Genomic DNA, 26,733 nt, shown 5'->3' with positions numbered 1-26,733 from the left:
AGGCCGTCTTGCAGCTTTCATGCACTCCTACCCCTTGACTTGACGTTTTCCTGCATTCAGGATGCCTCCTGTGCAGAACGAAGGCAAAGCGACCGAGCTGGACCGCCGCATCGTCGCGGCCCTCCAGCTCAACGGCCGGGCGTCCTGGGGAGCCATCGCCCGCCACGTCGGGGCCAGCGAGTCCACCGTCCTCCGGCGGGCCGAAAAGCTCACCGAGAGCGGTCGCTTGCGGGTCATCGGCGTCGTCGACGTGCTCCGGTGCGGCCTCGGCGTCCCCGTCATCGCCCGGCTGAAGTGCCGCCCCGGCACCGCCACCACCGTCGCCGAAGCGCTCGCCGCGCGGCCCGATGTGCGGTACGCGACCGTGCTCGCCGGGAGCGCCGACTGCTCCGCCGAGTTCGTCCTGCCCTCCTACGCCGACATCGCGAGCCTGCAGGACCATGGCTTCCCCGCCGCCGAGGCCGTCCGGGACGCCGAGACCTTCGCCGTCATGCGCACCTTCACCTCCAACCACGACTGGGACTCCGGCGAGCTGACCCCCGAGGCGGCGAAGGACCTGCGCGGCGGCGACGTGCGGCCGTTCGAGGAACAGCACTGGGAGCGCCCGCCCGAGCAGCTCGGCGAGCTCGACCTCGCGCTCTGCGCCGCCCTCGGCGAAGACGGCCGGCTGCCGTTCAAGGAGGTCTCCCGGCTGGTCGGCACCAGCGAGTCCACCGTGGCCCGCCGCGTCGACTCGCTCGTGCGCCGGGGCTGCCTGCGGTTCCGGACGCTGGCCGAACCCGCCATGTTCGGCTACGCGCTCGAGTTCATGCTCTGGCTCTCGATCGTCCCCGGCGAGCTCGACCGCGCCGGCCAGCAGCTCGCCGCCCACCCCGGCACGAAGTACCTGAGCGCCACCACCGGCCGGTTCAACCTCGTCGGCCAGATCGTGCTGCGCCACTACGGCGAGCTCTACCGCCACACCACCGACGTCGTCGGCGCGCTGCCCGGGCTCCGGGAGGCCGACGTGACCCTGCAGGTATCGACGCTCAAGCGCGCGTGGGCCCCGACGCCCGCCGCCAGCTTGGAGGACGCATGACCGAACAACCGTGGCAGTGGGACGAACAGACGTGGCGCGGGCACGTCGAGCACGTCCGGGCCGGACGCTCGCTGCGCCCGGCGTCGTGGCCCGGCAGCGCGAAGGTCGCCGTGGCGCTGTCCTTCGACTCCGACCACGAGACGCCCGCCCTGCGCGACGGCGACGTCCTGCCGGGCAAGATGGCGCAGGGCGAGTACGGCGCCCGCGTCGGCGTACCGCGCATCCTGAAACTCCTGCAGCGGCACAACGCGCCCGCGTCCTTCTTCATGCCCGCCGTGTCGGCGCTGCTGCACGACGGCGAAGTCAAGTCCTATGTGGACGCCGGGCACGAGGTCGCGCTGCACGGCTGGATCCACGAACGCAACACCGCGCTCTCCGAGACCGAGGAGCGCGACCTCGCCTTCCGCGCCGCCGACGTCCTCGAACGCCTCGCCGGCACCCGGCCGGTCGGCATCCGGACGCCGTCCTGGGACTTCTCCGCGCACACCCTCGCCATCACGCGCGAGCTGGGCCTCAAGTACGACTCGTCGCTGATGGCCGACGACGACTGCTACGAGCTCATCGAGAACGGCGAACCCACCGGCATCGTCGAGCTGCCGGTGGAATGGATCCGCGACGACGCGCCGTACTTCATGATGGACCGGTTCGCGTCCCTGCGGCCCTACACCCCGCCGCGCGGCGTGCTGTCGATCTGGCGCGACGAGTTCGACGCGGCCTACGCCGAAGGCGGCATCTTCCAGCTCACGATGCACCCCCACATCATCGGCCACCGCTCGCGGATCGCGATCCTGGCCGAGCTCCTCGACCACATCACCGGCCACGACGGCGTCTGGTTCGCCACGCACGCGCAGATCGTCGACCACGTCCTGCGGGAGCAGTCATGACCACTGTGGACACCACCGTCGTCTCGCACCGGCTGACGACCCAGCAGCGCAAGGCGATCGTCGCCGGCGCCGTCGGCAACACCGTCGAATGGGTCGACTGGGCCGTCTACGCCACGTTCGCCCCGGTCTTCGCCGGCCAGTTCTTCGCCGGGGGCAACGAAACTACGGCCCTGCTGTCCACTTTGGCCGTCTTCGCCGTCGGGTTCGTCATGCGGCCGATCGGCGGCGCGGTGCTCGGCGCGTACGCCGACCGGAACGGCCGCAAGAAGGGCCTGACCCTCACCATCTCGCTGATGGCCGTGGCGTCGCTCGTCATCGCGCTGTGCCCGACCTACACGCAGATCGGCGTGCTCGCGCCGATCGTGCTGCTGCTGGCGCGGCTCGTGCAGGGCTTCTCCGCGGGCGGCGAATTCGGTTCGTCGTCGGCGTTCCTCATCGAGTCGGCCGCGCCCGGGCGCCGGGCGTTCGCCGGTTCGTGGCAGCAGGTCTCGGTCGGGCTCGGCTCGCTGCTGGCCGCGCTGATGGGCACGATCCTCAACTCGACGCTGTCCGACGCCGACCTGCACGGCTGGGGCTGGCGGCTCGCGTTCGGCCTCGCCGGGCTGCTCGGCCTGGTCGGGCTGTGGCTGCGGGTCTCGGTGCACGAAACCGAGGCGTTCACCAAGATCGCCGAGAAGCCCCGGCGCAACCCGGTGGTCGCGATGCTGCGCGACCACCCGAAAGCCGCCTTGCGCGTGGCCGGCGTGACCATCGCGGGGACGCTGATCTACTACGTGTGGGTCTCCTACATGCCGGCCTACGCCCACCTGGCCACCGGCATCCCGCTCAAGACGGCGCTGCTGGCCAACACCCTCGCCATGGTCGTGTTCATCGCGTTGCTGCCGTTCGGCGGCCTGCTGTCCGACCGGCTCGGGCGCAAGCCGACGATGACGATGTTCGCCGGCGGCTTCGTGGTGTTCGCCTGGCCCGCGTTCCACTTCCTGGGCAACAGCTTCTGGAGCGTGTTCGTCATCGAGCTGATCGGGCTGGTCCTGATCGTCGGGTACTCGGCGAACTGCGCGGTGATCATGGCCGAGCAGTTTCCGCCCGAGGTCCGCACCACCGGCATCGGCCTGCCGTACGCGCTCGCCGTGGCGATCTTCGGCGGGACCGCGCCGTACGTCACGACCTGGCTGAACGCGAACCACCTCGGCAACCTCGTGTGGGTCTACGTCGCGGCCGCCGCGCTCGTCGGCGTCGCGGTCTACCTCACCATGCCCGAGACGAAGGGGAAGGAGCTGTAGTGCGGACCGTGCTCGTCACCGGGGCCGGCGGCGGTATCGGCGCCGCGATCGCGGCCCGGTTCGCCGCCGCCGGCGACCGCCTCGTCCTGTCCGACCTCCGCGCGGCGGAACTGTCCACAGTGGCGGCCGGACTGTCCACTGAGGTCGTCGAACTGCCCGGCGACCTCGCCGACGCGGAATACGCCGAAGGCCTGGTCGAGCAGGCGGGTCCGGTCGACGTCCTCGTCAACGCCGCCGGGATCTACCCCGCCACTCCCCTGCTCGACATGACCGCCGCGATCTGGGACCGCGTGCAGGACGTCAACGTCCGGGCCGCGCTGCTCACGACCGTCGCGTTCGGACGCGCACACGTAAAGGCCGGGACCACCGGCAACGTCGTCAACATCTCCTCCGGCGCGGCCACCCGGGCGCGCCCCGGCGCCGCGCACTACGCGACGTCGAAGGCGGCACTGGAGATGGTCACCAAGGCCTGCGCGGTGGAGCTCGGCCCGCACGGCATCCGCGTGAACGCGGTGAGCCCGGGATTCGTGACCGTGGACAGCGACGCGACCCCCGTCACCGAGGCGTACGCGGCGGCGGTGTCGGTCAACCCGCTCGGCCGGCGCGGCGAGCCACGCGAGATCGCCGACGCGGTGTTCTGGCTCGCCGGTCCCGAGGCGGGCTGGATCTCCGGCGCCGTCCTGCGCGTCGACGGCGGTTCGACCGCGGGCGCGGCCGGGCTGCCGCTGCACTGGACCGGCGAGACACACGTGCAACAAGGAAAGGAAGCGCATGTCTGACCGGCGCTCGTACACGGTGGTCGGGGGCGGCGCGATCGGTGGGACGCTCGCGTTCCACCTCGCGCGGGCCGGGCACCCGGTGTCCATCGTGGACACCGACGCAGGCCACGTGGCCGCGATCGCGGACCGCGGCCTCACCCTGCGCCGCCCGGACGGCGACGAGACCGTCGAGCTGCCCGCGTTCCTCCCGGACGCGGCCCCGCCGGTGTTCGGCCGCGTGCTGCTGGCCGTCAAGGCCCAGGCCACCGAAGCCGTGTTGCCGTGGCTGGCGCCGCGGCTCGCGTCCGACGGTTTCGTCGTCTCGCTGCAGAACGGGCTGAACGAAGGGCTGATCGCGGCGCACGTCGGTCCGGAACGGACGGTCGGGGCGTTCGTGAACCTCTTCGCCGACGTCGTCGAGCCCGGTGTCGTGCGGGACGGGGGCCTCGGCGCGCTGGTCGTCGGCGAGCCCGGCGGCCGGATCACCGACCGCGTCGAGCAGGTCGTCGCGGACCTGCAGGCGTGGGGCCCGGCGAAGGCGACCGCCAACGTCGAGGGCTACCTGTGGGCGAAGCTCGGCTTCGGCGCGATGCTCACGACGACGGCGCTGGCCGACGCGCCGATGGCCGACCTGATCGACCGGCACCGCCCGCTCATGTACGCGTTGACGGCCGAAGTGTTCGCGGCGGCCGGCGACCGCGTCCTGGAGCCGTTCGACCAGTTCGACCCGGCGGCCTACCTGCCGGGCGCGACCGGGCGCGAGGCGGCGACCGACCGCCTGGTCGCGTGGCTGCGGACCCAGCCGAAGGATCGCAGCGGCATCTGGCGCGACATCGCCGTGCGGCACCGCCCGGTCGAGGTGCACCACCACTACGCGCCGGTGCTCGCGGCGGCGGACGTGCCCCTGCTGCGGGCGATGCTGACGCGGTTGCGCGACGTCGAGACCGGCGCCGCCGCGATGTCCGAAGACCACCTGACCGAACTGGAGCGAGCGCTGTGATCCGCGAACTGCACGAGTGGGTGCGCACGCACCTCGACGAGATCTTGGCCGACGTCGCGACCTACGTCGGCATCGAGACGCCCAGTGACGACAAGTCCGCTTTGGACCGCGGACTGTCCTGGGTGGACGGCTGGCTGCGCGAACGGCTGGGCTCCCCCGGCACCGTCCGGGACGTCGACGGCGGGCAGTACGGCGACATCAAGGTCTACGACTTCCCCGGTGCCGGCGAGCCGGTGCTCCTGCTCTGCCACTACGACACGGTGTGGCCGCTCGGGACCCTGGAAGCCTGGCCGTTCACCGTGGACGGTGACCGCGCGACCGGCCCGGGGATCTTCGACATGAAGTCGGGCCTGGTGCACGCGGTGTGGGCGTTGCGCGCGCTCGACGCGGCCGGGCTGCCACGGCCGGCCGTGCGGCTGGTGCTCAACGGCGACGAGGAGATCGGCAGCCCGGCGTCCCGCCCGGTGATCGAGGAGGCCGCCGCGGGCACCCGCGCGACGCTGGTGTTCGAGGCGAGCGCCGACGGCGCGGTGAAGACCGCGCGCAAGGGCGTCGGCCTGTTCCGGGTGCGCACGACGGGCGTCGAGGCGCACGCGGGACTCGACCCCACCAAGGGCGCGAGCGCGATCGACGAGCTGGCGCGCGCGATCCTCGCCCTGCACGGACTGTCCGATCCGGACGCCGGCACCACGGTGAACGTCGGCGTGATCGCCGGCGGCACCCGGCAGAACGTGATCGCGGGCGCGGCGTCCGGCGAAGTCGACGTCCGCGTGTCCAGCGCGGCCGAAGCGGCCCGCATCGACGCCGGACTCGCGGCGCTGAAAGCCCACGACTCCCGGGCGGCGGTCGAGGTGACCGGCGGCTGGAACCGGCCGGTGATGGAACGGTCGGAAAGCATCGCGCGGCTGTACGAGCTGGCCCGCGAGGAAGCCGCGGAACTGGACGTCACGCTGCGGGAATGCTCGGTCGGCGGCGCCAGCGACGGCAACTTCGTGGCAGCTCTGGGCCACCCGGTCCTGGACGGCTTCGGCGCGGTCGGCGACGGCGCGCACGCGCGCCACGAGCACATCAGCATCGCCGGGATGCTCGAACGGACCGCGCTGGCGGCCGCCGTCCTCCACCGGCTGGCCGGATGACCGCTCTCGGTTTACAACCGGTCGCGGAGGGGTAATACTGCTCTCATAACGCAACCAGTTGTGAGGTGGGAGCAGTGCGGGACGCACGGTCGGGCTGTCCGATCAACCTGTCGCTCGAGATCTTCGGCGACCGGTGGACGCTGCTCGTCCTGCGTGACGTCGTCTTCGGCGGGGCCCGGCACTTCCGCGAGCTGCTCGGCGGTGAGGAGCGGATCTCGTCGAACGTGCTGGCCGACCGGCTGGCCGTGCTCGTCGAGCACGGCCTGCTGACCCGGGCCGGCGATCCGTCGCACAAGCAGAAGGTCACCTACAGCCTGACCGAGCGGGCGATCGAGCTGGTCCCGGTGCTCGTGCAGCTCAGCTCGTGGGGCGTCCGGCACCTGCCCGTAGCCGACGAGTACGCGGCCCGGGCCGGGGTGCTCACCGCCGGCGGTCCCCCGCTGTGGGAAGCCTTCATGGACGAACTGCGCGAAGCCCACCTCGGCACCCGCCGTGGACAGGCGCCGGACGGCCCGACCGTCGCCGCGCGCCTCGAAGCCGCCTACACGGCATCCGTGCGCGACCGACGATCGGAGTGACCATGGAAACCCGGCTCGACGAACGGTTCAGCGACCCCGGCACCGAGGCCACCGCCTGGGCCGAAACCGTGCAAGCGCTGGAAGCGGCGCAGATCAGCTGGCTCACGACGGTGCGGGCCGACGGCCGGCCGCACGTGACCCCGCTGGTCGCGATCTGGCTCGACGGCGCCCTGCACTTTTCGACCGGCGAAACCGAGCAGAAGTACCTCAACCTGCTGGCGAACCCGAACGTCGTGCTGACCACGGGCCGCGACTCGTGGGACGACGCCCTGGACGTGATGGTCGAAGGCGTCGCCGAGCGCGTCACCGGCCGGGCCAAGCTGGCACGGCTCGCCGAAGCCTGGCTGGCCAAGTGGGACGGCAGCTGGGTCTACGAGGCGACCGACGAAACGCTCCGGCAGGGCGAGCACGACGCGGTGGTGTTCGCGGTCGAGCCGGCGAAGGTGCTCGCCTTCGGCCGCAAGCGCTCGAGGACGGACGAGTCGATGCTGTCCACAGTGGAGTTCACCCACACCAGCCAGGCCCCCGCGGCCCGCTGACCGGCACCAGACGCCATGAAAGGGTCGTTCACCGCGCCGGGCGTGGTGAACGACCCTTTCATGACGTGCAAGCTCAAGCCCGGCCGAAGACGCGGCCACGCCGCCGGGTGCGCAGCCGGCCGGCGACCGCGTCCTCCAGCAGCGCTCCGACCGTCTCGCGGGCGCACGCCTTGTTCGCACCGATCCCGCCCGACGGCCCGCGCTTGATCCACCCCGCCACATAGGTGCCCGGCGCGACCCGGCCGGCCGTGTTCGGGACCGTCCCGGTGGCCTCGTCGAACGGCAGGCCCGGCACCGGGGCGCCGCGGAACCCGGCCGCCCGGACGACGCGTCCGGCGGTGATCTCGACGTCGCCGGTCACGCGGACGCCCCGGACCTCGCTGTCGCCCGTGAACGCGACCGGGGAGGAGTGGAACCGCAGCACGACCCGCCGCCCGGCAACGGGCGGAGACGACCAGTCCACCGTCTCCCGCGGCAGATCCCGCAACCAAGCGGCCTTCTCGTGCCCCCCGTCGATCGCCGCACCGACCCGCGGATCGTGCACGTCCACGACGAGGTTGCCGCGCGCGGCCAGCGCCAGCAGTTCCGATCGGGTGTACGCGGCGTCCTCGGGCCCGCGCCGGGCCAGCACCACGACTTCGCGCACCTTGCTCGACCGCAGCCGGGCCAAGGCCGCCGGAGCAACGGAAGTACCGACCAGGGACTCCGGCTCGGCCGTCAGGATCCGGGCGATGTCGAGGGCGACGTTGCCGGTTCCCACCACGACCACCCGCTCGGCCGAGAGGTCCACGGCGGACGGCGCGATGTCCGGGTGGCCGTTGTACCAGTTCACCACCGTGGCCGCGGGCAGGCTGCCCGGTAGGTCCTCGCCCGGGACACCCAGGCGGCGGGCCTCCGTGGCCCCGACCGCGTAGATGACTGCGTCGTGCCGTTCGGCCAGCTCGGGACCGGCTTCGGTCCCGAGCCGCAGCCGCAGCCGGGGGTGGTCGTGGAAGCGGGCGAACGTCTCGCCGATCTTCTTCGTCGACGGGTGGTCGGGCGCGACGCCGTAGCGGATCAGGCCGCCGGCCGTCGCCAGCCGGTCGATCAGCGTGACCCGGGATCCCGTGTGCAGCAACAGGTCCTCGACGGCGTACATGCCCGCCGGGCCCGTGCCGACGACCGCGACGTCCAGGGGCGCGAAGTCGCTCGGCAGCACGCGGCCGAACTCCGGCGAGGACCAGCGGTGGAAGTTCGGGGCGACGGTGGCCTCGGCGAGGACGTCCCGCCCCGCGTAGTACTCCGCGTTGATCTCCTCGTAGACCTTCAGCGGCCCGGTCAGGTCGCCGGCCGGGAAGATCGCGTCGACCGGGCAGGCGTCGGCGCAGGCACCGCAGTCGATGCAGGTGGCCGGGTCGACGTAGAGCATCTCGGTCCGGCCGAAGTCCGGCTCGTCCGGCGTCGGGTGGATGCAGTTGACCGGGCACACCGACACGCAGGAGGCGTCGGCGCAGCAGGTCTGCGTGATCGCGAAAGCCATGGCGTCAGATGAGGTTCGCGCGCTTGTAGAACCACAGCGCCGGCTTGGTCAGCAGCCCGGCGGAGTGCAGGAACTCCATCAGCCCGGAGCAGCTCGAGCGCAGCATCGACTTGTGGTGCTCGTTGGCCTTCGCCTCGCGCCGCCCGCGCTCGCCGTCGAGCCCGGCGTTCTCGTAGACCTTGGCGTTCACCATGCTGCCGACGATGACGTAGGACGCGATCGCGACGACCAGCGCGTTGACCTGCCGCCGCACCCAGCCGGCGCCCTCGAGCCGCTGGCGGGTCTCTTCACGCGCGAACTTCATGTGGCGTGACTCTTCGACGACGTGGATGTTGTTGATGGTGCGCACGAACGGGACGACGCGCTCGTCGCGCATCCAGTCGCGCTGCATGACGTCGAGGACCTCTTCGGCCACCAGGATCGCCGCGTAGGCGGCTTCCCCGCTCGCGGTCGCCTTGAAGATCCGGCCGGCCTCGACGACGAACCGGCGCGGCCGGTAGGCGGGCGCGCGCAGCTTGGCCGCGCCGCGGGCGAACATGATCGAGTGCCGGCACTCGTCGGCGATCTCGGTCAGCGCCCACTGGAACGCGGGGTCGGTCGGGTCCTTCGCGTAGAAGTCCCGCAGGATCATCTGCTGCAGGATCATCTCGAACCAGATCCCGGTGCTGGCCACCGACGCCGCCTCCTGGCGGGTCAGCTCGCGCTGCTGCGCCGGCGTCATGTCCGCCCAGTAGGACGTGCCGTAGAGCGTGCTCCACTCAGGGCTCGCGCCGTGGTAGTCCGTGTCCAGCGGCGTCTCCCAGTCGACCTCCTTGACCGGGTCGTAGGAGAGCTGCTCCGACGAGTCCAGCAGCCGCCGCGCGGTCGTCTCGCGGTCCGTTCCCGCTTCGCGTTCGCTGATGCTGGTCATCGCCGACCTCCTCGTCAGGTGTTACCCAAGTTCACTGTTACCAACCGTAACACATACCCGGTCCAGTGCACACCCGTCGGCTCAACGGCCGCGGAATTCGCTGGGCGGGACGCCGAGCAGGCCATGGAACATCGTCGTGAACGCACCGGGCCCGGCGTACCCGAGGACGGCCGCGACCTCGGCCACCGGGGTACCCGCCGCCAGCAGCGGCAACGCGTGCAGCACGCAGGCCCGGCGCCGCCACGACGCGAGCGCGAGCCCCGTCTCGGCGCGGAACCGCCGGTGCAGTGTCCGCTCGCCGACGTGCAGGCGCGCGGCCCACGCGGACGGCCGGACGTCGATCCGGGGCGCCGCGAGGAAGTCCTGGCACAGGCGGCGCAACGCCGGGTCCGCGGGCAGCGGCAGGTCGAGCGGCAGCGGCGCGGCCCGGCGCAGTTCGTGCAGGGCCAGCTGCAGCACCGCCGCGTCCCGCCCGCGCGCCGCGTACCGCGGTTCGACGTCGACGGCTTCGCGGAGCAGCTCGCGCAGCAGCGGCGTCACCTCGACGACCCGGCAGCGGGCCGGGAACCACGGCACCGCAAGCGGTTCGACGTAAAGACTGCGCGTGCTCACCCCGTCCATCCGCACGGCGTGCGGAACTCCCGCCGGGATCAGCACTGCCCGCTGCGGCGGGACCGTCCACGCGCCGTCGGCGGTGTCGACCCGCATCGAGCCGGTGACGCCGTAGAGCACCTGGGCCCGCCGGTGCCGGTGCTCGGCGAGGACGTGGCCGGGCGGGTAGTCGGTGCCGATGGCCACGACGTCGCGGTCGAGGTCGTCGACGGTGTCGATGGGGACGTTGCGCACGGTCCGATTCTAGGTGGCCGGAACTCGAAAGAAGTTGGCAGATCGGCGAATGCCCGCCATCGGTCCACGCGGTAACGTCGAGCCACGTGCCGATCACCTTCACCATCCTTTTCGGACTCGGGATCCTCTCCGGCGTGACGACCGCGCTCTTCGGTTTCGGCGGCGGATTCGTGACTGTGCCGGTGGTCTACGCCGTCGCGGCCCGCGGGCCGGACGCGATGCACGTCGCGGTCGGGACGTCCGCCGCGGTGATGCTGGTCAACTCGCTCGGCGCGACGGTCACCGTGGCGCGGGCCGGCCGGCTGCGCGGCGAATACGTCTGGCCACTGGGCGGGTTCATCGCGCTCGGCGCGGGCGTCGGCGCGCTGGCCGCGACGAGCGTCGCGGACGGTGTGCTGCACGCCTTGTTCGCCGCGTACCTCGCGCTGACCATCGTGGACAGCCTGGTGCGACGGGGTTTCCTGACCGGCGGGCCGCCCCGCCCGCTGGGCCGTGTGACCGCGTCGGCCGGCGGCGTCGGGATCGGTGCGGTCGCGGCGTTCCTCGGGGTCGGGGGCAGTGTGCTGACCGTGCCGCTGCTGCGCCGCCGCGGCCTGCCGATGAGCGAGGCCACCGCGCTGGCCAACCCGCTGAGCCTGCCCGTCGCCGCGGTGGCCACGGCCGTCTACCTGGCCGCTCCGGGCCCCACGGCCATCGACCCGGTGGCGGCGGGCCTGCTGCTCGCCGGGTCCCTGCCGACGATCGCGGTGCTGCGGCGGTGGCCGCCGGCCATCCCGGACCGGGCCCACGCCGTCGCCTACCTTGCCCTGCTCGGCGCGGCTCTGGTGACGGTCCTGATGTGAACCACTCGTCGGCGTGAACCGGCTCGCCGATCGCCCGCGCTTCGGTGTACATTCGTTCACTCAATCGCGTCGAACGGCAGGAACCGGTGCACCCACGAAGCGACTCACCCCGGTCCGGGCCGTTCGGCTCCGGGCTGCTCGGGCCCCTCGACCAGGACGTCACCGTATTGCGCCGGCGCGTCCAGCGCCTGCTGACCGCCACCCTGATCGCCACGAACGTGATCGGCGCGCTGGTGGTCGTCGGGCTCGCGGCCCTGCTCATACCGGCCCCGGGCATGTCCGGCGACCTGGTGCGCGTCACCGCCGTCGCGGTGCCGGTCTACGTCGTGTCGGCGGTCCTGGCCGGCACGCTCTGGGGGACCCGCGGGGCACTGCGGACGCTGCGCTGGGCGGCCGAAGGGCGCCGCCCGAGCTACGCCGAACGCGTCGCCAGCCTGCGCGTCCCCCTGCGTCTCACGCTCATGCAGGCCGTCCTGTGGGGCGTGGCGACGGTGGTGTTCGCTGCGCTGGCCGTGCTCGAACAGCCCGCCGTCGCGCTGACGGTGTTCCTCGTCGTCGCGTTCGCGAGCGTCGTGGTGTGCGCGATCGCCTACCTCTTCGGCGAGTTCGCGCTGCGGCCGTACGCGGCGCGGGCCCTCGACGGAACCGCGCCGCCGCGTCCGGTCAGCGGCGGCGTCAACCTGCGGATGCTGCTGTTCTGGTGCCTGGGCACCGGGGTGCCGGTGGCCGGGCTGGTCGTCACGGCGGTACTGGCCTGGGTGCGCGGCGACGTCTCGACGACGAAGCTCGCCGTGTCGGTGATCGCGCTCGGCCTGGTCGTGCTCTGCTTCGGCCTGCTGGTCACCGTGTTCACCGCCCGCGCGGTCGTCAACCCGATCACGTCGGTGCGGGACGCGCTGGGCCGCGTCCGGGCCGGCGACTTCGCCGTCGAGATCCCGGTCTACGACGGCACCGAGCTGGGCCTGCTGCAGGCCGGGTTCAACGACATGGCGGCCGGGCTGGCCGAGCGGGAACGGATGCGCGACCTGTTCGGCAGGCACGTCGGGCACGAGGTCGCCGTCGAGGCCATGCGCACGTCCGAAAACAGCACAGAGCTCGGCGGTTCGGTGCGCACGGTGTCGGTGCTGTTCGTCGACCTGGTCGGGTCGACGGCGCTGGCCGCGAGCCGCCCGCCCGAGGAGGTCGTCGGCCTGCTCAACCGGTTCTTCACGGTGGTGGTCGACGAAGTCGACCGGCACCACGGGCTGCTCAACAAGTTCGTCGGCGACGCCGCGCTGGCTGTCTTCGGGGCGCCGGCCCCGCTCGGCGACCACGCGACGTGCGCGCTGGCCGCCGGCCGCGCGATCGCCCGCCGCCTGGCGCTCGAGGTCCCGGACGGGCCGGCCGGCATCGGCGTGGCGACCGGCGACGCGGTCGCGGGCAACGTCGGCGACCCGCGCCGGTTCGAGTACACGGTGATCGGCGACCCGGTCAACGAAGCCGCCCGGCTGACCGAGCTGGCGAAGAACGCACCGGGCCGCCTGCTGGCTTCGTGGACGGCCGTCGAGGCCGCCGCGGAGGAGGAAGCGAGCCGGTGGCGGGCGACCGAGGACGTCACCCTGCGCGGCCGCAGCCGCCCGACGACGCTGGCCTCGCCCCGCTAGCCGCTTGTCCTACCGCTCCGGGTCCCAGTCCACGAGCTGGTCGAAGAGATTCCGGTCGCCGTCGAGCTCGAGGGAGTCCAGCGGGATCCGGCCGTAAAAGGCGAGGACCAGCTCATGGGCGGTGCCGCGGGCGGAGGCGTCGGCCGGCTTCTCGTCGGCGGGGGTGGGCAGGCGGGCGGCCCGTGCGCCGTCGGCCGAGAGCGAGTTGCGCCAGGAGCGGCCCTCGGTGGCGTGGTAGTCGGCGGTGGCGGGCTCGTGCGGCCAGGCGACCGTCGTCGTGCAGAAGGTGGACAGGAACTCCTCGACTCCGTCGAGGGCTACCTCGGCCGGCAGCGGCTGGGGCGCGCCCACCGTGACCTGGGCGTCGTAGGTGTGCACCGCGATCTCGTGGAGCTGACGCCGGGCGACGGCAGCGCAGGTAAGCGGCGACTGCGACTTGCCCCACCACGCCCAGCAACCGCGCTCCGGCCCGGCCTCCCGCAGCGCGTCCAGCAGGTCCCGCGTCGACGCCTCCGACCAGGTCAGCAGAGCCTCGCGCTCCCGAGGCGGGGCGGGTTCGGCCGGCGGTGCGGACTTGGCCGTGGCGTCCGGCCCGGCGGCGATGGTGGCCACCCAGGCGCGGCGTCCCTCGCCCAGGTGCCGCACCAGGTCGAACAGTGTCCACTCGGGGCAGGTCGGGACCTGGACCTCGAGGCTGGGTGCGGCGGCGACCGCGGCGCGGAAGACCGTCGAGCGTTCGTCGATCAGGCGCAGCAGGCCGGGGAAGTCCAGTGTGGTGTGCACTGCGGCTGTCTATCACCGTGTTCCGGCGGCCGGCCAGGGGTTTCCGGCCTAGCGCCGCGGGTCGACGTGGACCTTCGGGCCCGGGTACTCCCCCGCCAGCACCGCACCCACCTCGTCGAGCCCGACCGTCGCGGCGACGAGCGGCCGCGGGTCGACGGCCCCGCTGCCGTACGCGGCGATCGTGTCGGCCAGCCCCGGGGACGCGGAGAGGACGCCGACGGCCGTGACGTCCTTCAGCACCAGCTCGCGGGTGTCGAGGTCGCTGGGGCGGCCGGACAGCCCGATGTAGACGACCCGGCCGGCCGGTTCCACAAGGTCCACGGCCAGCGCGGGCAGGTCCGCGGCGCCGGTGGCGTCCACGACCGCGTCGAACGGCAGGTCCGGGAGCGTGTCGCGGGTCCAGACGTGCTCGAAGCCGAGGCCGCGGGCGAAGCCGCCGCCGGCCACGCCCATCAGGTGCACCTCGGCACCCGCGGCCCGCAGGAACATCGCCGTCAGCAGCCCGATCGTGCCCGGGCCGAGCACGAGGACCCGGTCGCCGGCTCCGGCGTCGGCTGCCCGGGCCGCGCGCAACGCGTTGCCGCCCGGTTCGACGAGCGCGCCGAGCACGGCGTCGACCGCATCGGGCAGCGCGTGCAGCGACCAGGCGGGAACGGCGAGCTGTTCGGCCAGCGCGCCGGGGCGGCCACCGCGGATCCCGACCTCTTGGCGGTTCTCGCAGGTGTGCTGGTGGCCCCGGCGGCAGCGGCGGCAGGTCCGGTCGCCCAGCATGGTGTCGCCCATGACCCGCCGCCCGAGCCAGCCGGGGTCGACGCCCTCCCCCACGGCGGAAACCGTGCCGGCCCACTCGTGCCCCAGCCGCATCGGGTAGGCGGAGTGCCCCTGGTGCAGGTACGCCATCTCACCGGTGAAGAACTCGACGTCGGTGCCGCAGACCCCGGCGCGTTCGACGTCGACGACGACCTCACCCGCGACGGCTCGCGGCACCGGGACCTCTTGCACGGCCCCTTCTCGCGGCCCGGTGAGCACGAAGGCCCGCATCGTCGAAGACATGGCCGCATGGTCGCATCCGCCGCCGCGACCGGTTTTGCGCGGCCCCGAAGTCCAAGTGGGGGACGAGAGGAAAACCCATGATCTTGGTGACAGGGGCGACCGGGCTGACCGGGTCCGCGGTGCTCGGCGCCTGCGTGGCGCAGGAACTGCCGGTACGGGCCCTGGTACGGGACCGCGCGAAGGCGGCCGGCTTCCCGGCCGGCGTCGAAGTGATGACCGGCGACCTGCTCGACCCGCCACCCGGCGTCTTCGACGGCGTCGAGCGGGCCCTGCTGATCTCCTCGGCCGACGAACGGCTCGTCGAGACGCAGCAGACGTTCATCGACGCCGCGAAGCGCGCCGGGGTGGGGCACGTCGTGAAGATGTCCGGCCGCGGGTGCCACGACGGCTCCGGGTTCCGGTTCGCGCGGATGCACGCCGAAATCGAGCGGTACCTGGCGAGTTCCGGGCTCGCGTGGTCGGTGTTGCGGCCGAGCCAGTTCATGCCGGTGTACTTCCGCGAGGTGCCGTCGATCCGCCGCGACGGCGTCCTGAACCTGCCGATGGGCGAGGCGAAGCTGGCGCCGGTCGACGTCGGCGACATCGCGCGGGTCGCGGTCGCCCTGCTGCGCGGCGAAGGCGAGGACGGCGGGCGGTACGAGATGACCGGGCCCGAAGCGCTGACGATGACCGAAATCGCCGAGCGGATCGCCGCCGTCACCGGCCGGCCGGTCCGCTACGTCGACGCCGACCCGGCCGGCAAACGGGAGGAACTGCTCGCCGCCGGGATCCCCGTCTTCTTCGCCGACGCGATGGACGAGCTGTTCGCCGAGCGGCGGACGGGCGCCGACGAGTCCCGCGTGGACCTCGGCACGCACGAGCGGTTCGGCGTGCGGCCCACGACCTTCGCAGAGTTCGCGAACCGGCACGCGGCGGTGTTCCGAGGCGAGGCGCCACCATCCCACTTGTGGGCTTCCGGCTGGCAGCCGGCGTGACATGCTGACCGCCATGCCGGGCCGGGCCGCGTTCGAGGAGCAGCTCGGCCCCTTGCGCCAGGAGCTCGCCGGGTACTGCTACCGGATGCTGGGTTCGGCCTTCGACGCCGACGACGCCGTGCAGGAGACGCTGGTCCGCGCCTGGCGCGGGCTCGACCGGTTCGCCGGCCGGGCGGCCCTGCGGACGTGGCTCTTCACGATCGCCACCCGCGTCTGCCTGGACGCGCTGAAGGGCGCGCGACGGCGGGCGCTGCCCACGGACGTCACGGACGAGCTGGGGCCGGCCCACCCCCGGGAGACCTGGGTCGAGCCGGTCCCGGACCACTGGGTCCTCGACCCGGCCCGGGTGGCGGTGGAGCGCGAGTCGGTCCGGCTCGCGTTCGTCGCCGCCCTGCAGGTGCTCTCGCCGCGGCAGCGCGCGGTGCTGCTGTTGCGGGACGTGCTGCGGTGGCGGGCGAAGGAGGTCGCCGAGCTGCTGGACACGACGGAAGACGCCGTCAACGCGGTGCTCAAGCGTGCTCGCGCCGCGCTGCCCGCGCCGGCTCCGGCGCCGCTGTCCGGCGACGACCGCGCCCTGCTCGCCCGTTACGTCGACGCGTTCGAGCGGTTCGACATCGGCGCGCTGGTGGCGTTGCTCCACGACGAGGCGACGTTGTCGATGCCGCCCTACGACATCACCCTGATCGGGCCCGCGTCGATCGCGGCCTGGTTCCGCTCGCGGCGCGCCGAGTGCGAAGGCGCGCTGCTCGTGCCGCTGGAGGTCAACGGCGGCGCCGGGCTAGGACAGTACCGGCGCGATCGGGGCGGCCCGGGCCACCACGCGTTCGCGATCCACGCGCTGACGACCGCGGGCGGCCGCATCACCGCCTTGTACACCTTCCTCGACCCGGCCCTCTTCCCGCTGTTCGGACTTCCGGAGGCCGTTACCGAACACTTGCCTTTTTCTTGACACCTGTCCATTATCGTGGGCATGCGGGCCGACTGGACGACCGAAGCTCCCGTCAAGGACCGGCGGGTGCGCCGGTCGCGCGCGGCGTTGATGCGGGCCGCCGTCGAGCTGGTCTCCGAACGGGACTCCGCCGCCGTCGCGGTTTCCGAGATCGCCGAGGCGGCGGACGTCAGCCGGCAGGTGCTCTACCAGCAGTTCGGCGACCGCGACTCGCTCGTGCTCGAGGCCGCGCAGGACCTGGTCCGGCGCGAGCTGCTCACCGGGCCACCCGAGTTCCCCGACGACGAACGAGCGGCGATCCTGGCGCTGGCCCGGCACTTCGCCGCGCACCGGCGCTTCTACCGCGCCCTGCTGACCGGAGCGTCCGCGTACGCGTTCACCGAGGCGCTGACCGGCCTGTTCCTCCCGCTCAACCGGCGCCACCTCGGCCGCACGCTCGGCGACGTCCTCGACCCGCAGGGGATCGAAGACCTGGCCACGTTCCTGACCGGCGGGGCCGGCGCGGTCGTCAACGCCTGGGTCGTCGACGGGCCGGACCCGCTCGACGCGGGCGAGTTCACCGACCGGCTGCTGCGGATCCGCTCGGTCGTCACCTCGATGATCACGAAGGAGGCCGGCCGGTGATCAGCCGTCTCTTCGAGCGCCTGCTGAAGCTGCCCGCCCCGGCGACCCGGAAGCTGGTCGTCCAGCGCGACCTGCGAGTGCCGATGCCCGACGGCGCCGAGCTCCTCGCCGACCGGTGGGCACCGCGCGCGGGCGGGGACGGCCTGCCCACCGCCCTGGTCCGCAGTCCCTACGGCCGGAAGGGCCCGTTCGGCGCACTCTTCGCCCGGCCCTTGGCCGAACGCGGCGTCCAGGTGCTGATCCAGAGCACCCGCGGCGGCTTCGGCTCCGGCGGCGTCTTCGACCCGCTGCGGCAGGAGCGCGAAGACGGCGCCGCGACGCTCGACTGGGTCGTCCGGCAGCCCTGGTTCGGCGACGCGATGGTGCTCGTCGGCGCCAGCTACCTCGGCTACGTCCAGTGGGCGGTCGCCGATCGCGTGCCGCCGCAGGTCAAGGCGATGATCCCGCACGTCACCGAGTCCGGCCTGACGCTGGAGTTCCTGCGGGAGGACGGTCTTTCCCTCGAGACGCCGTTCGGCTGGGGCGTCCAGGTCGCCGTCCAGGAACGCCGGTTCGCGCTGCTCCGGCAACGCGGCCAGGCGAAGAAGCTAAGGCGGGCGCTGAACACGCTTCCGCTCGCGCAGGCGGATGTCGTCGCCATCGGCCACCGCTCCGACTACATCCAGGATGTCCTGGCGCACAACGAAAACCACCCGCGTTGGGCGGACGTCGACCACCGGTCGCGCGTCGCGGACGTCACGGTGCCGGTGAGCTCGATCGGCGGCTGGTACGACATCTTCCTGCCCGGCCAGCTGCGCGACTTCCGGACGCTGCAGGACGCGGGACGGCGTCCCCGGCTGACGGTCGGGCCGTGGACCCACGCCGGCCGGCCCGACCTGCTCGCCGGCGCAAGCCTCACGGTCCGGGAAGCCCTCGAGTTCGGGCTCGCGCACGCCCGCGGCGAGGAACCGCCGGAGCGCGCGCCCGTCCGGTTGTTCGTCATGGGCGAGGAAGCCTGGCGCGACTTCGCCTCCTGGCCGCCGGAAGGCTATGCGCCCCAACGGTTCCACCTCCAGCCCGGCGGCGTGCTGGCCGCGGACGCGCCCGGCGAGTCGGAGCCCGACCGCTACCGCTACGACCCGGCGGACCCGACGCCCGCGGCCGGCGGGGTGCGCATGGCCCCGGACGCCGGCCGCGTCGACAACGCGGCCGTGGAAGCCCGCGCCGACGTCCTCACCTACACCACGGCCGTGCTCGACGAAGACGTCGAAGTCGTCGGGGACGTGAGCGCGGAGATCTGGTTCCACAGCAGCCTGCCCTTCGCCGACGTCTTCGTCCGGCTCTGCGACGTCGACCCGGACGGCCGTTCGGTCAACGTCTGCGACGGTCTCACCAGCCTGACCGCTGCCGATGAACTCGCCGCCGTCACCGTGCGGCTGTGGCCGACGGCGCACCGGTTCCGGCGCGGGCGCCGCATCCGGGTCCAGGTGTCCAGCGGCGCGTTCCCGCGGTACGCCCGCAACCCCGGCACCGGCGAGCCCCACGCCACCGCGACCACCCTGCGCGCCGCGGACCAGGAGGTCCACCACGGCCCGGTCACCGCTTCGGCGGTCGTCCTCCCGGTGCGTTATTTTCAGCATTAGCCGGAATGGCGGGAAAACAATTCCGGACGGCGTGAAAAAGAATTTCCGGCGGTTCGGCCGTGATTCTGTAACGCATTCCCGGGCCGCGCGACTAACGCGGTGTTTCCGGCCGCCGGGGAGGCATCGTGGACGTGACGACGGACCGACAGTCCGAACAGGACCGAGCGGCGGCCGCGCGCGCCGCCGAACGCACCGGGCAGCGGCGGGCGAAGATCGCCTTGCTGCGCAAGCCCGGCGGGATCGCGGAGGCCGACGAGCCCAGCCGCGTCGCCACCCGGATCGACCGGCTCGGCCGCTACTACCCCGACGTCCGGCCGGTGAACCCGGCGGCGATCGCGGCCGGTGACCCGAAAGCGATGGCGGACGCGGGGATCATCCTCGAACGGATCGTCCTCACCGACGACCTGCTCGGCGTGGGTTACCTCGAAGGCGGCGTCACGGCTTCGGCCGCGATCGGCCGGGTCAACATCCGCGACGGCCGCGGCCGGCTCACCGGCTACGGCACCGGGTCGATGGTCTCCCCCGACCTGATGCTCACCAACCACCACGTGCTGCCGGACGCCGCGACCGCCGGGTCCAGCGTCGTCGAGTTCGACTACCAGGACGGCGTCGACGGCCTGCCCCGGCCGGTGCGGGCGTTCGGGCTCGACCCGGACCGCTTCTTCGTCGCCGACGAGGCCCTCGACTTCGCGCTCGTCGCCGTCAAAGCGACCGGCGACGAACTGCGTCCCTTCGGGTTCAACCGGTTGATCGGCAGCGAGGGCAAGGCGATCGTCGGCGACTTCGTCACCATCATCCAGCACCCGCGTGGGGGAAAGAAACAGGTGGCGCTGCGGGAGAACCGGATCGTCGACGTCCTCGAGAAGTTCCTGCACTACGAAACCGACACCGAACCCGGGTCGTCGGGCTCGCCGGTGTTCAACGACCAGTGGGAGGTCGTGGCGCTGCACCACGCCAGCGTCCCGGCCGAGGGGCACGCGGAGTACGGCGGTTTCCTCAACGAAGGAATCCGCGTCAGCCGGCTGCTGGAATTCTTACGCGGACAGCAGTTCACGCTGGCGCAGCAAGGCCTGCTCGACCGGCTCTCGACCCGGCCCGAGCGCGACGCACCGGCCCAGCCGGTTCCCGGCGGCGCCCCGCAGGTGCTCACGCTGACGATGCCGGTCGACATCCGGCTGCGCGCCGCCCCGGAGGCCGTCGTGATCGACCCGGACTACTCGAACCGCGCGGGCTACGACCCGGACTTCCTCCCCGGGCACACCGTGCCGCTGCCGACGCTGCCCGAGGCGCTCGTTGCAGTGGCGGCGACCAACCGGCAGGCGGCGGGCGAGCCGCGGTACGTCCTGCCGTACCACCACTTCAGCGTCGTCATGAACAAGGTGCGGCGCCTGGCCTTCTTCACGGCCGTCAACATCGACGGGCGCACCAGCCGGTCGCTGCGCCGCGACCCGGACCGCTGGTCGCTCGACCCGCGTGTCGACGCCGGCGAGCAGGTTGGCGAGGAGATCTACCGGGCCAACCCGCTCGACCGCGGGCACCTGGTCCGCCGCCTCGACCCGGCGTGGGGCGCGACGGCCGCGATCGCGCAGCTCGGCAACGACGACACGTTCCACTTCACGAACTGCTCGCCGCAGCACAAGGACTTCAACCAGAACAAGACCACGTGGGCCGGGCTCGAGGACTACGTGCTGAACAACGCCGACAACGCCGACCTGAAGGTCAGCGTGGTGACCGGCCCGGTGCTCGCCGAGGACGACGACCACTACCGCGGTGTCCGGCTGCCGCGGCAGTTCTGGAAGGTCGTCGCGATGGTCAAGGCGGGCGGCACGCTGTCGGCGACGGCGTACCTGCTGAGCCAGGAGGAGCTCATCCACGGCCTGGAGGTCGCGGGCGAGTTCAGCTACGGCGCCTACCGCACGTACCAGGTGCCGGTGCGCCGGATCGAGACGCTCACCGGGCTGTCGTTCGGCGCCCTCCCCGACGCCGACCCGCTGACCGGCCTCGAATCGACGAGCGAAGCCAAGGAGATCCGGGCACTCGACGACCTCGTGCTCTGATTCAGCGGACTTCCGCCACCCGGTAGGCGATCCCGCCGTCGACGAGGTAGCCCGAGCCGACGCCCACGACGTCGTTGAGCCAGGCGTAGTCCGGCGAGCCGGTTTCGAAGAGCGGGTTGGTGCGGAAGTAGTAGCCGGCGGGGTCGACCTCGTGCCTGCGCCGCGGGTCGGCGACGGCGTCACGCAGGTCGGCCGGAATCACCCAGCGGCCGCCGTAGCTCAGGTGGACGAGGGCGCCGTCGTGGGTGCGCAGGGTCAGCCGGACGTCGAGGGTCATCGTGCCGTCCTTGCGGAACTGCGCCCAGTCTCCACCGCCGCGGACGACTTCGCCGCGCAGCCGCGGACCGTCGAACGTGCCCCCGGCGGCGCCGAAGAGGACGCGGGGCCCGATCGGCAGCGGGTCGTCGAGGTCGACGACGAGGTCGAAGAGGTGCTCGGTGCGGACGTCGCCGACGTCCTTGATGCGCGGGTCTTTCACGCGGCCCTCCCGAGGCGTTCGACGACGGCGTCGGTGGAGACGCCGGACCGGGTGCACAGCGTCGCGAGGTCGAAGGAGAAGTGCTCGCTCGCGATGCGGTCGCCGGCGAAGGTGAACCGCAGGACCACCGGCAGCTCGACGGACCGGCCGTGCGGCGCCAGGCCGAGCCAGCCGCCGATCATGGTCAGCCGGGCGGTGCCCCAGCACACGAGCGTGCCGCCGGTGCGCGCGTGGCCGTCGAGGGTCACGGCGTAGTCCGGGAACGAGGCGAAGAACGTGGTGAGCGCCTGTTCATTTTCTCCTCGGCCGCGCGCTGTGACGCCGAAGGGCGGCGCTTCCAACACGACGTCGGGGTGGAACAGCCGCAGCGCGGCCGGCACGTCCTGGCGGCTCTTCGCGACAGCCAGGGCCGTGACCAGCTCGATCATCCGGTGTTCGTTCATGAACTAAACATACGATCGGTCGTATGCTTTGAGCAAGAGCTGTGCCAGGATGGAGCGGTGACCGAAGATCAACGGCTGGCGCGCGGCACCCGGACCCGGCAGCGGATCGCGCGCCGCGCGGTCGACATCGCGTCGGTGGAGGGGCTGACGGGCCTGAGCCTGGGGCGGCTCGCGACCGAGCTGGAGCTGAGCAAGAGCGGGATCCAGACGCTGTTCCGCACCAAGGAGAACCTCCAGCTGGCCGCGGCGGAGGCGGCACAGGCGGAGTTCACGGCAGCGGTCCTGCTGCCGGCCGAAGAGGTGGCCGACGGAGCCGCCCGGCTGCGGGCGTTGATCGAGCACTGGATCACGTACGCGGAGACGCCGTTGTTCGCGGGAGGCTGTTTCTGGTCGGCGACGCTCCCGGACTTCGACAGCCGCCCGGGTCCGGTACGGGAGGTTCTGCTGGGCCAGCACTCCGCGTGGCTGGCGCATCTCGCGGGCCGGGTGTCGCGGGCGGTGACGGCGGGCGAGATCCGGGCGCTGGACCCGGACTTGACGGCCTTCCAGCTGGACGCGGTACTGACGGCGGCCAACACGGCGATGCGGCTGGGTGACGCGGGAGCGGCAGAGAAGGTGCGGCGGACCGTCACCCAACTCCTCGGCGGCTGACTTGGCTGGCGGAACGTCATGAACGACCCTTTCATCGCGCCCGGCGCAGTGAACGACCCTTTCATGACATCCGGACCGGCGCCCTACTCCGTGGGCCAAGCATCATGAACGACCCTTTCATCGCGTCTGGCGCGATGAACGACCCTTTCATGGCGTCTGGTTCCAGAGGCCGGCAAGTCTTGGTCCACCCGCCCGACCCCTCCGCCACGGTCGCCCCTCACCTACCCCGCGATCCGAGCGTCGCGAATGACTCATTCGGGGCGCCAGACGTCCCCAATGACTCATTCGCGACACCGAACCCCGTCTGGCGAGCTGGCAACGCGATGTCATGAAAGGGTCGTTCACCTCATCTGGCGCGGTGAAAGACCCTTTCATGGCATCCGGGTCGGCGGCTGACTCCGTGGGCCGAGCCAGGTTGTCATCGCCTCGCGTAGCCCCCGCTCGTCCAGCTCACCCACCGAAGCCCAGGCCAAATACCCGTCCGGCCGCACCAAAGCCGCCAGTTGCTGGTCCGGGAACGCCAGCGGCCGCGCCGTCACCACGTGCACCCTGCGACCCCACTCCGCTGCCACCGTCGCCGCTGCCGCGCCTGCGTCCAGCACCACCGCGCGGCCGTCGCGGAAGTGGCCCGCCAGGGTCGTTCCGTCGTCCAGAGCCAGATCCGGTACCCGGTGGCCGATCAAGGGGAAGTCGCCCGGGAGGGGGTAGTGCTGCCAATCACCGGCGATGCTCGAAACCACGTGGGTTGCTCCGTCCGGGGTGTCGAGCAGGTCGGCCATCACCCCGCGCAACGCCTCCGCCCGGGGACCGCGCGGGGCGCTCAGCGCCGTCTGCGCCAGGCTCCACCGCTGCACCCACTCGCCGATCGGGTGCCGTTCGGGGCTGTAGGTGTCCACAAGGGACTCCGGCGCCAGCCCGCGCGCGACGAGCGCGAGCTTCCAGCCCAGGTTGACCGCGTCGCCCAGCCCCAGGTTGAGGCCCTGCCCGCCCGCGGGCGAGTGCACGTGCGCGGCGTCGCCGCAGAGCAGCACACGGCCTCGCCGGTAGGTCGAAGCTTGCCGGGTCGTGTCCGCGTACCGCGTGGCGACGTGCACGCGCGTCACCGCGACGTCGGTGCCGCTGACCCGCCGCAGGCTCGCCTGCATCTCCTCGGCCGTGACCGGGGTGTCCCGGTCGGCGGACACCTCGTACTCGACCGTGTGCACCCGGGGCGGCCCGTCGCCGTCCGCCCAGCCGCCGAGCACGTACGAGCCGTTCTCGCCGTGCTGCCAGCCTCCCGCGACGAGCTTCTCCGGCGCGTCGAGGTCCACCACCGCCTGCCGGCCGGTGAACACGGGATCCACGCCCGGGAAGGCGAACCCGGCCAGGCGGCGCACGGTGCTGCGCCCGCCGTCGGCGCCCACCAGCCAACCGGTCCGGAACTCGCCCTGTCCGGTGTGGACAGTCACGCCGCCGTCGTCCGCGTCGAACCCGGTCAGCGCGACGCCGCGCCGCACCTCGGCGCCCGCCCACGCAAGGAAGATCGCCTCCAGGTCGGCTTGGCTGACGACGCCCGCGCCGAGGAACTCGGCATCCGGCGGCCGCAGCCGGTCGGCCCGGATGCCGATCCCCGCGAAGTGCCCGGCGAAGGACTCCCCCGCCGGGGCTCCGGGCGGCGGCACCGAGTTCGGGCCGACCCACATCGCCGCGGCCCGCTCGACGGCGGACAGCAGGCCACGCAGGTGCAGCGCGTGCACCGACGGCGTGTTGAGCGCCCGCGCCCCCATCGACCCGAACCGCGCCCGCGGCGTTTCCGGCTCGCGTTCCAGGACCAGCACCCGGGCGCCGCCCAGCCGGAGCTCGCCCGCCAGCAGCAGGCCCACCGGGCCGCCGCCGGCCACCACCACGTCGAAGTCCATCTCCCCACCCCTCCAACCGAGAACCAAGACGACCAGCCGCCGCTCAGCCGGGACTTCGCCCCGCGCCACGCAGGATGTCGAACGCGTGCTGCCGGTGCGTGGCGAAGAGCTCGAGCGCCGCTTCCCGGTCGCGGGCCCGCAGCGCGTCCGCGAGCTGCCGGTGTTCCGCCGGGATGCCCGCCAGGTACCCCTCGGTCTCGACGCCGATGCGGGTCAGCAGGAACAGGTGGACCTGCGAGCGGATCGCCTGCCAGGCCTCACCCAGGCGGCGATGGCCGGCGGCCGCGTAGATCGCGTCGTGGAATTCGAGGTCGCGGCGGACCATCTCGTGCTCGTCGGCCGCCCGTTCCATGCGCGCCACGGCGGCGTCGACCGCCTCCAGGTCGGGGGCGCGGTCGATCACCAGTCCGACGGCGAGCTGCTCCAGCGCCGCCCGCAGGCTGTCCAGCTCGGCGACGTCCACTTCGGACAGTGAGGTCACCATGGTGCCCCGGTGCCATTCACCGCGGACGAGCCCTTCGCGCTCCAGCTTGAGCAGCGCCTCCCGCACCGGGCCGCGGCTGACACCGAGCGCCTCCGCCAGCTCCACTTCGCGCAGCTGGCTTCCCGGCGCGTACGCCCCGCCGAAGATCGCGTCCCGGATGCGGTCGGCGACCTCGTCGGCGAGCCCGCGCCGGCGGGCGGGAGCCACTTGAGCACTCATGTCGCAATGTTAACATTCAGACATGACGATCCCTCGCTTCCACCTCGCCATGCCGGTCGACGACCTGGCCGCCGCCCGCCACTTCTACGGCGAAGTCCTCGGCCTCGCGCAGGGCCGCAGCGCCAGCACGTGGGTCGACTGGAACCTGCACGGCCACCAGTTCGTGACACACCTGGCGCCGGGCCGGCCGCAGCGCGTCCACAACCCCGTCGACGGCCACGACGTGCCGGTGCCGCACTTCGGCCTGATCCTCGAGGTCGAGCAGTTCAAGGCGCTCGCCGAGCGGCTGCGGGCGGCCGGGACGGAGTTCGTGATCGAGCCGTACGTCCGCTTCGAAGGCCAGGCCGGCGAGCAGTGGACGATGTTCCTGCTCGACCCCGCCGGCAACGCGCTGGAGTTCAAGGCCTTCGCCGACGACTCACAGGTCTTCGCTGTCTGATGACCCTGACGAGGCCCGCAACGATCCCGGGTGCGCCTTCGCGGCCGGATCGCGCCGGGTCTTCACCAGGCTGGCGACCGTCACGAGGGCCAGCACGCCGATGATCACCGCGAGGCTCACCGGCGTGGCGATCTCCGGGACGCGCGGGTCGATGTCGACGTGCGCCCAGTGCAGGATCAGCTTCACCCCGATGAACGCGAGGATCACCGCGAGCCCGGCCGAGAGGTACACGAGCCGGTCGAGCAGGCCCTTCACCAGGAAGTACAGGGCACGCAAGCCGAGCAGCGCGAACGCGTTCGCGGCGAACACGATGAAGGGCTCTTCGGTGACGCCGAAGACCGCCGGGATCGAGTCGAGGGCGAACAGGAGGTCGACACCGCCGATCGCGACCAGGACGACCACGAGTGGCGTCACCACCCGGCGGCCCGAGACCCGGGTGAGCAGCCGGCCGCCGTCGTAGGCGTCGGAGACCGGCAGCACCCGCCGGGCCACCCGGACCACCACGTTGTGCTCGATGTCGGGGTCGGCGTCGCGGTGCCGGAACAGCTGCACGCCGGTGTAGATCAGCAGCAGCCCGAAGAGCAGGAACATGAACGAGAACAGCGCGAGGAGCGTCGCGCCGAGGACGATGAAGATCCCCCGCATCACGAGCGCGAGGATGATCCCGAACGTGAGCACCTTGTGCTGGTGCTCCTCCGGGACGGCGAACGTCGTCATGATGATCACGAACACGAACAGGTTGTCGACCGACAGGCTCTTCTCGACGATGTAGCCGGCGAAGTACTCGGTGCCGAGCTCACCGCCGTGGGCCAGCGTCAGCCAGACGCCGAACGCCACCGCGACGAGGATGTAGCCCACCGACCACGCGACGGCCTCCGCGAACCCGACCCGGTGCGGCCGGAGCGCGGCGAGCACGAGGTCGACCGCGAGCAGCGCCAGCACGACGCCGATGGTGACCAGCCAGGTGCCGACGCCCATCCGCTCCCCCCGCTCCCGTGTCTGCCGCGATCGTAGGGGCAGAAACGCAAACGCGCACCATAAGT

At 72.4% G+C, this 26,733-nt stretch carries 27 protein-coding genes; 17 read left to right on the top strand and 10 right to left on the bottom strand.

Annotation, left to right across the window (positions count from 1 at the left end; all coding sequences use genetic code 11):
* The first annotated feature begins 70 nt into the window (after positions 1-70).
* The 8 genes from AB0C38_RS28725 (at position 71) to AB0C38_RS28690 (ending at position 7,256) form a co-directional block, all read left to right on the top strand.
* On the top strand, positions 71-1,078 hold the full coding sequence (locus AB0C38_RS28725; RefSeq protein ID WP_360678967.1) for an Lrp/AsnC family transcriptional regulator: 1,008 nt from the start codon (positions 71-73) through the stop codon (positions 1,076-1,078).
* On the top strand, positions 1,075-1,962 hold the full coding sequence (locus AB0C38_RS28720) for a polysaccharide deacetylase (RefSeq protein WP_360678964.1): 888 nt from the start codon (positions 1,075-1,077) through the stop codon (positions 1,960-1,962). The genes AB0C38_RS28725 and AB0C38_RS28720 overlap by 4 nt, the downstream gene beginning before the upstream one ends.
* On the top strand, positions 1,959-3,245 hold the full coding sequence (locus tag AB0C38_RS28715) for an MFS transporter (RefSeq protein ID WP_360678962.1): 1,287 nt from the start codon (positions 1,959-1,961) through the stop codon (positions 3,243-3,245). Before AB0C38_RS28720 ends, AB0C38_RS28715 begins: the two co-directional genes overlap by 4 nt.
* Positions 3,245-4,024: an SDR family oxidoreductase gene (locus tag AB0C38_RS28710; RefSeq protein WP_360678959.1), complete on the top strand. Its 780-nt coding sequence runs from the start codon at positions 3,245-3,247 to the stop codon at positions 4,022-4,024. The genes AB0C38_RS28715 and AB0C38_RS28710 overlap by 1 nt, the downstream gene beginning before the upstream one ends.
* Positions 4,017-5,003: a 2-dehydropantoate 2-reductase N-terminal domain-containing protein gene (locus AB0C38_RS28705; RefSeq protein WP_360678956.1), complete on the top strand. Its 987-nt coding sequence runs from the start codon at positions 4,017-4,019 to the stop codon at positions 5,001-5,003. Before AB0C38_RS28710 ends, AB0C38_RS28705 begins: the two co-directional genes overlap by 8 nt.
* Complete coding sequence (locus AB0C38_RS28700) at positions 5,000-6,139, top strand: M20 family metallopeptidase (RefSeq protein ID WP_360678953.1); 1,140 nt, start codon at positions 5,000-5,002, stop codon at positions 6,137-6,139. The genes AB0C38_RS28705 and AB0C38_RS28700 overlap by 4 nt, the downstream gene beginning before the upstream one ends.
* A gap of 74 nt (positions 6,140-6,213) precedes the next feature.
* Positions 6,214-6,717: a helix-turn-helix domain-containing protein gene (locus AB0C38_RS28695; RefSeq protein ID WP_360678951.1), complete on the top strand. Its 504-nt coding sequence runs from the start codon at positions 6,214-6,216 to the stop codon at positions 6,715-6,717.
* Positions 6,718-6,719: 2 nt separating this feature from the next.
* Positions 6,720-7,256, top strand: coding sequence for a pyridoxamine 5'-phosphate oxidase family protein (locus AB0C38_RS28690; protein ID WP_360678948.1), 537 nt, complete (start codon positions 6,720-6,722; stop codon positions 7,254-7,256).
* A gap of 73 nt (positions 7,257-7,329) precedes the next feature.
* Here AB0C38_RS28690 and AB0C38_RS28685 read toward each other — a convergent pair whose 3' ends face one another.
* From AB0C38_RS28685 to AB0C38_RS28675, 3 genes are all read right to left on the bottom strand, one after another.
* The gene (locus tag AB0C38_RS28685) at positions 7,330-8,775 is read right to left on the bottom strand and encodes an FAD-dependent oxidoreductase (RefSeq protein WP_360678945.1); all 1,446 of its coding nucleotides are present in this window, start codon (positions 8,773-8,775) and stop codon (positions 7,330-7,332) included.
* A 4-nt stretch (positions 8,776-8,779) separates the two neighbouring features.
* A complete protein-coding gene (locus AB0C38_RS28680) occupies positions 8,780-9,685 on the bottom strand; it encodes a diiron oxygenase (protein WP_360678942.1) in 906 nt (301 codons plus the stop codon).
* 81 nt (positions 9,686-9,766) lie between these two features.
* Complete coding sequence (locus tag AB0C38_RS28675) at positions 9,767-10,531, bottom strand: helix-turn-helix transcriptional regulator (RefSeq protein ID WP_360678940.1); 765 nt, start codon at positions 10,529-10,531, stop codon at positions 9,767-9,769.
* 86 nt (positions 10,532-10,617) lie between these two features.
* Between AB0C38_RS28675 and AB0C38_RS28670 the strand changes: the two genes are divergently transcribed.
* Positions 10,618-11,373 carry a sulfite exporter TauE/SafE family protein gene (locus tag AB0C38_RS28670; protein ID WP_360678937.1) on the top strand — a complete coding sequence of 252 codons (756 nt, stop codon included), beginning with the start codon at positions 10,618-10,620 and terminating at the stop codon, positions 11,371-11,373.
* Between the two features lie 86 nt (positions 11,374-11,459).
* Positions 11,460-13,016: an adenylate/guanylate cyclase domain-containing protein gene (locus tag AB0C38_RS28665; protein ID WP_360678934.1), complete on the top strand. Its 1,557-nt coding sequence runs from the start codon at positions 11,460-11,462 to the stop codon at positions 13,014-13,016.
* Positions 13,017-13,025: 9 nt separating this feature from the next.
* On the opposite strand, the gene AB0C38_RS28660 is transcribed toward AB0C38_RS28665, so the two are convergent.
* Together AB0C38_RS28660 and AB0C38_RS28655 are read right to left on the bottom strand one after the other, a co-directional pair.
* On the bottom strand, positions 13,026-13,799 hold the full coding sequence (locus tag AB0C38_RS28660; protein WP_360678932.1) for a maleylpyruvate isomerase family mycothiol-dependent enzyme: 774 nt from the start codon (positions 13,797-13,799) through the stop codon (positions 13,026-13,028).
* Positions 13,800-13,847: 48 nt separating this feature from the next.
* Positions 13,848-14,852, bottom strand: coding sequence for an alcohol dehydrogenase catalytic domain-containing protein (locus AB0C38_RS28655; protein WP_360678929.1), 1,005 nt, complete (start codon positions 14,850-14,852; stop codon positions 13,848-13,850).
* A 77-nt stretch (positions 14,853-14,929) separates the two neighbouring features.
* On the opposite strand from AB0C38_RS28655, the gene AB0C38_RS28650 reads away from it, so the two are divergent.
* The 5 genes from AB0C38_RS28650 to AB0C38_RS28630 all read left to right on the top strand — a co-directional run bounded on the left by AB0C38_RS28650 (position 14,930) and on the right by AB0C38_RS28630 (position 21,078).
* Positions 14,930-15,826: an SDR family oxidoreductase gene (locus AB0C38_RS28650; RefSeq protein WP_360678926.1), complete on the top strand. Its 897-nt coding sequence runs from the start codon at positions 14,930-14,932 to the stop codon at positions 15,824-15,826.
* 1 nt (position 15,827) lies between these two features.
* Entirely contained in the window at positions 15,828-16,775 is a 948-nt protein-coding gene (locus AB0C38_RS28645) for an RNA polymerase subunit sigma-70 (protein WP_360678923.1), read from the top strand.
* A gap of 21 nt (positions 16,776-16,796) precedes the next feature.
* Positions 16,797-17,399 carry a helix-turn-helix domain-containing protein gene (locus AB0C38_RS28640; RefSeq protein ID WP_360678920.1) on the top strand — a complete coding sequence of 201 codons (603 nt, stop codon included), beginning with the start codon at positions 16,797-16,799 and terminating at the stop codon, positions 17,397-17,399.
* A complete protein-coding gene (locus AB0C38_RS28635) occupies positions 17,396-19,021 on the top strand; it encodes a CocE/NonD family hydrolase (protein ID WP_360678917.1) in 1,626 nt (541 codons plus the stop codon). The genes AB0C38_RS28640 and AB0C38_RS28635 overlap by 4 nt, the downstream gene beginning before the upstream one ends.
* Positions 19,022-19,146: 125 nt before the next feature.
* On the top strand, positions 19,147-21,078 hold the full coding sequence (locus AB0C38_RS28630) for a DNA/RNA non-specific endonuclease (protein WP_360678915.1): 1,932 nt from the start codon (positions 19,147-19,149) through the stop codon (positions 21,076-21,078).
* Between the two features lies 1 nt (position 21,079).
* Here the strand turns inward: AB0C38_RS28630 and AB0C38_RS28625 are convergent, their stop codons facing one another.
* Both AB0C38_RS28625 and AB0C38_RS28620 read right to left on the bottom strand, forming a co-directional pair.
* Positions 21,080-21,556: a DUF3237 domain-containing protein gene (locus tag AB0C38_RS28625; protein ID WP_360678912.1), complete on the bottom strand. Its 477-nt coding sequence runs from the start codon at positions 21,554-21,556 to the stop codon at positions 21,080-21,082.
* Positions 21,553-21,999, bottom strand: a complete 447-nt coding sequence (locus AB0C38_RS28620) for a nuclear transport factor 2 family protein (protein ID WP_360678909.1) — start codon at positions 21,997-21,999, stop codon at positions 21,553-21,555. Before AB0C38_RS28620 ends, AB0C38_RS28625 begins: the two co-directional genes overlap by 4 nt.
* Before the next feature lie 57 nt (positions 22,000-22,056).
* On the opposite strand from AB0C38_RS28620, the gene AB0C38_RS28615 reads away from it, so the two are divergent.
* A complete protein-coding gene (locus tag AB0C38_RS28615; RefSeq protein ID WP_360678907.1) occupies positions 22,057-22,650 on the top strand; it encodes a TetR/AcrR family transcriptional regulator in 594 nt (197 codons plus the stop codon).
* Between the two features lie 371 nt (positions 22,651-23,021).
* Here AB0C38_RS28615 and AB0C38_RS28610 read toward each other — a convergent pair whose 3' ends face one another.
* Positions 23,022-24,548, bottom strand: a complete 1,527-nt coding sequence (locus AB0C38_RS28610; protein ID WP_360678904.1) for an FAD-dependent monooxygenase — start codon at positions 24,546-24,548, stop codon at positions 23,022-23,024.
* A gap of 43 nt (positions 24,549-24,591) precedes the next feature.
* Positions 24,592-25,251: a GntR family transcriptional regulator gene (locus AB0C38_RS28605; RefSeq protein WP_360678902.1), complete on the bottom strand. Its 660-nt coding sequence runs from the start codon at positions 25,249-25,251 to the stop codon at positions 24,592-24,594.
* A 22-nt stretch (positions 25,252-25,273) separates the two neighbouring features.
* Between AB0C38_RS28605 and AB0C38_RS28600 the strand changes: the two genes are divergently transcribed.
* The gene (locus tag AB0C38_RS28600) at positions 25,274-25,690 is read left to right on the top strand and encodes a VOC family protein (protein WP_360678899.1); all 417 of its coding nucleotides are present in this window, start codon (positions 25,274-25,276) and stop codon (positions 25,688-25,690) included.
* Here AB0C38_RS28600 and AB0C38_RS28595 read toward each other — a convergent pair.
* Entirely contained in the window at positions 25,670-26,668 is a 999-nt protein-coding gene (locus AB0C38_RS28595; RefSeq protein ID WP_360678896.1) for a TerC/Alx family metal homeostasis membrane protein, read from the bottom strand. The genes AB0C38_RS28600 and AB0C38_RS28595 overlap by 21 nt on opposite strands.
* Positions 26,669-26,733: the final 65 nt, after the last annotated feature.

It is taken from the genome of Amycolatopsis sp. NPDC048633, from assembly GCF_040650695.1.
In the GTDB taxonomy this organism is placed as follows: domain Bacteria; phylum Actinomycetota; class Actinomycetes; order Mycobacteriales; family Pseudonocardiaceae; genus Amycolatopsis.
Note: the sequence above shows the minus strand (reverse complement) of the source record. Positions and strands in the feature narration are given on the sequence as shown.

Excerpts from the sequence above, each read along its gene's own strand:
- AB0C38_RS28720 (WP_360678964.1), top strand. The coding sequence starts at position 1,075 with ATGACCGAACAACCGTGGCAGTGGGACGAACAGACGTGGCGCGGGCAC.
- AB0C38_RS28715 (WP_360678962.1), top strand. The coding sequence starts at position 1,959 with ATGACCACTGTGGACACCACCGTCGTCTCGCACCGGCTGACGACCCAG.
- AB0C38_RS28705 (WP_360678956.1), top strand. The coding sequence starts at position 4,017 with ATGTCTGACCGGCGCTCGTACACGGTGGTCGGGGGCGGCGCGATCGGT.
- AB0C38_RS28690 (WP_360678948.1), top strand. The coding sequence starts at position 6,720 with ATGGAAACCCGGCTCGACGAACGGTTCAGCGACCCCGGCACCGAGGCC.
- AB0C38_RS28685 (WP_360678945.1), bottom strand. The coding sequence starts at position 8,775 with ATGGCTTTCGCGATCACGCAGACCTGCTGCGCCGACGCCTCCTGCGTG.
- AB0C38_RS28680 (WP_360678942.1), bottom strand. The coding sequence starts at position 9,685 with ATGACCAGCATCAGCGAACGCGAAGCGGGAACGGACCGCGAGACGACC.
- AB0C38_RS28655 (WP_360678929.1), bottom strand. The coding sequence starts at position 14,852 with ATGTCTTCGACGATGCGGGCCTTCGTGCTCACCGGGCCGCGAGAAGGG.
- AB0C38_RS28650 (WP_360678926.1), top strand. The coding sequence starts at position 14,930 with ATGATCTTGGTGACAGGGGCGACCGGGCTGACCGGGTCCGCGGTGCTC.
- AB0C38_RS28645 (WP_360678923.1), top strand. The coding sequence starts at position 15,828 with ATGCTGACCGCCATGCCGGGCCGGGCCGCGTTCGAGGAGCAGCTCGGC.
- AB0C38_RS28640 (WP_360678920.1), top strand. The coding sequence starts at position 16,797 with ATGCGGGCCGACTGGACGACCGAAGCTCCCGTCAAGGACCGGCGGGTG.
- AB0C38_RS28620 (WP_360678909.1), bottom strand. The coding sequence starts at position 21,999 with ATGAACGAACACCGGATGATCGAGCTGGTCACGGCCCTGGCTGTCGCG.
- AB0C38_RS28610 (WP_360678904.1), bottom strand. The coding sequence starts at position 24,548 with ATGGACTTCGACGTGGTGGTGGCCGGCGGCGGCCCGGTGGGCCTGCTG.
- AB0C38_RS28605 (WP_360678902.1), bottom strand. The coding sequence starts at position 25,251 with ATGAGTGCTCAAGTGGCTCCCGCCCGCCGGCGCGGGCTCGCCGACGAG.
- AB0C38_RS28600 (WP_360678899.1), top strand. The coding sequence starts at position 25,274 with ATGACGATCCCTCGCTTCCACCTCGCCATGCCGGTCGACGACCTGGCC.
- AB0C38_RS28595 (WP_360678896.1), bottom strand. The coding sequence starts at position 26,668 with ATGGGCGTCGGCACCTGGCTGGTCACCATCGGCGTCGTGCTGGCGCTG.